The 4,065-nt window shown below is 65.5% G+C and carries 4 protein-coding genes and 1 tRNA gene; all 5 read left to right on the top strand.

From position 1 onward, the window contains the following. Nucleotides 1–1,326, top strand: a 1,326-nt coding sequence (locus VFS34_08440) for a choice-of-anchor tandem repeat GloVer-containing protein (GenBank protein HET9794475.1), incomplete at its 5' end; no start/stop codon positions are given. 81 nt (nucleotides 1,327–1,407) lie between these two features. Next, nucleotides 1,408–1,815 carry a DUF302 domain-containing protein gene (locus VFS34_08435; protein HET9794474.1) on the top strand — a complete coding sequence of 136 codons (408 nt, stop codon included), beginning with the start codon at nucleotides 1,408–1,410 and terminating at the stop codon, nucleotides 1,813–1,815. 63 nt (nucleotides 1,816–1,878) lie between these two features. Further along, nucleotides 1,879–1,953: transfer RNA gene (locus VFS34_08430), tRNA-Glu, on the top strand. Between the two features lie 301 nt (nucleotides 1,954–2,254). Next, on the top strand, nucleotides 2,255–3,613 hold the full coding sequence (locus VFS34_08425; protein HET9794473.1) for a DJ-1/PfpI family protein: 1,359 nt from the start codon (nucleotides 2,255–2,257) through the stop codon (nucleotides 3,611–3,613). Between the two features lie 214 nt (nucleotides 3,614–3,827). Continuing rightward, nucleotides 3,828–4,065 (top strand): hypothetical protein (locus VFS34_08420; GenBank protein ID HET9794472.1); only part of this gene is annotated, 238 nt, incomplete at its 3' end.

Genomic DNA, 4,065 nt, shown 5'->3' with positions numbered 1-4,065 from the left:
GGCGGGGGAGCCGGCTCGCTCCAGGTGCTCTACTCGTTCACCAACGGAAGCGACGGATCCCAGCCTTTTGCGGGATTGACCGCCGATCCCGACGGAAACCTCTACGGCGTGGCGTCGGCCGGCGGTGATTCCGGCGCGGGAACCGTCTTCGAGCTCGTCCGAACCGATTCTTCCTACGCGTTCCGGAGGCTCTATTCCTTCTCGGGCGGGGAGGACGGCGCCGAGCCGGTCGCCGGTCTCGTGATCGACCGCGCGGGAAATCTGTACGGCTCGACGGCGCGCGGAGGCGCCGGCGGATCCGGAACGGTTTTCGAGCTCGGGGCGGGACCATCGGGGTATTCGCTGACGACGCTCTACGCATTTTCCGCGGTTTCCTCCGGAACGAACGCGGACGGGGCTTTCCCGGAGGCGCCGCTCCTCCGCGATCGATTCGGGAATCTCTTCGGAACCGCCGCCGGGGGAGGCCCGTCCGGCGACGGCGCCGTCTTCGAGCTCGCCCGCGGGAACGCCGGGTATTCGTTCTCGGTCCTCCACGCCCTCGGCGGCGGCGGAGACGGGGCCTTTCCGGTCGGGGGGCTCGTCTCCGACCGGGCGGGGAACCTCTTCGGCACGGCGTCCGGAAACCCCGCGGCCGGTCTCTGGGGAACCGTGTTCGAGATCTCGTCGGTGTCCCGATCGCCGGTCTATCGCACCCTGTACGCGTTCCAGGACGGGAACGACGGCGCGCTTCCTTACGCGTCCCTGATCATCGATTCGTCCGGAGATCTGATCGGCACGGCGGCGGCCGGAGGAGAATCGGGCGCGGGGACGATTTTCGAGCTCGCTCCGGCCGGCTCTGATTTCGCCTTTCGGCTCCTGTATTCCTTCGCCGGCGGATTCGACGGAGGGCTTCCGGCGGGCGGCGTGGCCGCCGATTCCGCCGGGCGCCTCTACGGGACGACGATGAGCGACGGCCTCTTCGGTTGGGGAACCGTGTTCGCTCTTTCTCCGCCTCCCTCGGCCGACGACCGGGTCGTCTTCACGGATGCCGGAGCGCCCGTGGCGATCGCTCTCTCCGCGCACGATCCCGGTCTTCCGGGGGCGTCATTCACGTACGCGATCGAGACTCCTCCGCAGCATGGAACGCTGACGCCGATCGTGGACGGGATCACGACCTATACCCCGGGACCGGATTTTTCGGGCTCCGACGCCTTCACGTACACGGCGACGGATGCGGGCGGAACGTCGAACCCCGCGACCGTGATCGTCAGCGCGGGTTCTCGCGGGTCGTCGAAGATCCAGCCGGTGGCCCCGGTCCGGCCGGCGTCCGTCGAATCCCCTCCCTGACCCGGCGGGACGGTCACGTCTGATGAGTCTGCACGTGGAAGCCGGCCCATCGATGTGCCATGTTGCCCGCGGGAGGCGCTCATGGAAACCGTCGGTTGGGACGTCAGTCTCTCGGAAACGGTCGACGCGGGTATCGAACGGGCGACCGCCGCGCTCAAGGAGGAAGGGTTCGGCATCCTCACGCGCGTCGACGTGCACAAGGCGTTCTCGGAGAAACTCGGCAAGGACTTCCGACCTTACGTGATTCTCGGTGCGTGCAACCCGTCGCTCGCCTATCGCGCCCTGGAAAAACGCCCGGAAGCGGGGCTGCTCCTTCCGTGCAACGTCGTCGTCGAGGAAGCCGGACCCGGGCGCTGCGTGGTTCGCGTCGTCAATCCCGCGGAGATGATGAAGCCGGGAGGCCTCGATCAGGATCCGGATCTCGCCGCGGTCGGAAAGGAAGCGGACGCGAAGTTGAGGCGGGTCGTCGAGAAGCTCCGGACGGCGTAGCGAGTCAAGTTCGCCTTGGCCGGGCCCGGGCGGCCTGTGTTATTCTCCGCGCTTCCGCGACGTGGCCCCATCGTCTAGCGGTTAGGACGTAGCCCTCTCAAGGCTAAAGCACGGGTTCGATTCCCGTTGGGGCTACCAACTCACTTCGTTCGTTGGCCCAGTCCTCTCAAGGCGACTATTGTTTTCCGCGCCTGTGCGGCGCGAGACGGGTTCGATTCCCGTTGGGGCTACCAACTCACCTCGTTCGTTGGCTCAGCCCTCTCAAGGCGACTATTGTTTTCCGCGCCTGCGCGGCGCGAGACGGGTTCGATTCCCGTTGGGGCTACCACTTCGTTATTCGATTAACGAATTCGCAGTCCTCCGGCGCAGCCGCAAGTCATCGCAAACTGGGGATAGACCTCCGAAACTCTGCCACATTCCCTGCGTATGCTCTTGTAGGATGTCAACAGGAGGCCGCTTCGGGGTCTCTGCTCGACAAGGAGATCCTGAGATCAGGAGAGCCCATGCAAAGCTCCGCGGTGCGCCCGGACCTCGAATGGAAGGACAAGAAAGGACCGATCAAGATTCTCCTCCGAAGGGGGTTTCGCGAAGGCACTTCCTCCGCTCCAGCGCGCGCGCCACCGTGGCGAGCGCATGCGTGAGCACCGCGTTGCTCCATCCCAAGTTCGGGGCGGCTGCTCCCGCGACGGGGGACAAGGGCAAAGCGTACATTTGCCCTCCCTGCGGACTGCCGTGCGACAAGAGAACTTTCGACAAGCCCGGCGCGTGTCCGAATTGCGGGATGACCCTGATCCCGGCCGCGGGCGCCGAGGGCAGTCCTCCCAGAGTGGCGATCCTGTTGTTCAACGGCGCCCAGCTCATCGATTTCGCCGGCCCATGGGAGGTCTTCGGTACGGCTGGCTTGCTGGTCCACACCGTGGCCGAGCGGCCGGAGACACTCACAGCGGTATTCGGCGAGAAGGTGGTCCCGGACTTCACCTTCGATCACAGCCCGAAAGCCGATGTCCTGCTGATCCCCGGAGGCGGCGTCTGGGATGAAGCCATCCACAGTGCGCCGCTTCTCGCGTGGATCCAGGCGAAAGCCGAAGAAGCCACCTTCGTCGTGTCGGTTTGCACGGGCGCCTTCCTTCTGCAGAAAGCCGGGCTGCTTTCCGGGCACACCGTCACCACGACCTACGGGATGATCGATGACCTCCGCGGACCGGATACGCAGGTCGTGTACGACAAGCGATTCGTCGAGACCGGCAAGGTAATCACGACCGCTGGCCTCTCCGCGGGCATCGACGGCGCCCTGCACGTGGTCTCCCGACTTCTGGGGGAAGGCGTGGCGCAGTCGGTGGCCCTGGAGATGGAGTACGACTGGGATCCCGCCGGAAACTATGCGCGGGCGGCTCTCGCCGATCGCTTTCTTCCCGACGGTCTTGCCTTCGCCAAGCCCAATGTCAAAGGTGCCCGGGCGACGATGGTTTCCACCGCAGGCGACCGCGACCATTGGAGGACGAAAATCCTCGTTTCAGAGCCCCGCTCCATGGCAGAAGTTCTGGAAGTGATGCGCAACCGGATCACTGCGGACCGCGGAACTTCCGGCATGTTCACGCCGGTCTCCCACATGCGAGGCGCGCCGGTCGTGAGCCCGCCGAAGTCAGGTGAATCCGTCGTGAAATGGGTCTTCAGGGACGATGAAGGGCACCGCTGGACCGGGCTGTGCACGGTGGAGCCTGACGTCAGGGAGTCCGACCACTCTCTGGTGACGTTCGAACTGGCGCGTGAGCGCGGGAGGGGCCGAGTCCATGGATGATGAGCGGGACCACTGGCGGCGAATATCACGGGGCAGACGAGCGATTTCTAACGGAGAACCACTGGGCTTGTATAAGTGCGCCCCGGCCATCAGCGGCGAGCGTCATGACGGGTTGCGAGCGGTCAGAAGGCGGGGCGGATCGACCGGTCATCATGACGCCGCCCGAGCGCGTCAACTCCTTGAATCCAAGCGGCGATCCGGTTCCAATCGCTTCGTGAACGTATACGCAAGGGTGCCGGTCCTCACGACGGACGGCCCCTTGATGGTCATGGTGACAGCCCCGGAGATGCCCGGCATAAGCGGCCGAGCAGTCGAGATTCGAGAACCCGATCTCGCAGGCCCGGTAAGGCCGCCACTGTATTTGATCGCAGACTCCATCGCGACGCGGTTCGGCACGTCGAGCGGAAGCGGCCGGCGGTGCAGGCGCATCCGAAGAGGGGTGATCGCAGCCA

Source organism: Thermoanaerobaculia bacterium, from assembly GCA_035717485.1.
Lineage (GTDB): Bacteria > Acidobacteriota > Thermoanaerobaculia > UBA5066 > DATFVB01 > DATFVB01.
The sequence above is the reverse complement of the archived record's forward strand: the minus strand, read 5'-3'. Positions and strand labels throughout refer to the sequence as shown.

What these genes read in the sequence shown, in the direction of transcription:
- VFS34_08435 (HET9794474.1), top strand. Translation starts at nt 1,408, where the DNA reads ATGGAAACCGTCGGTTGGGACGTCAGTCTCTCGGAAACGGTCGACGCG.
- VFS34_08425 (HET9794473.1), top strand. Translation starts at nt 2,255, where the DNA reads ATGTCAACAGGAGGCCGCTTCGGGGTCTCTGCTCGACAAGGAGATCCT.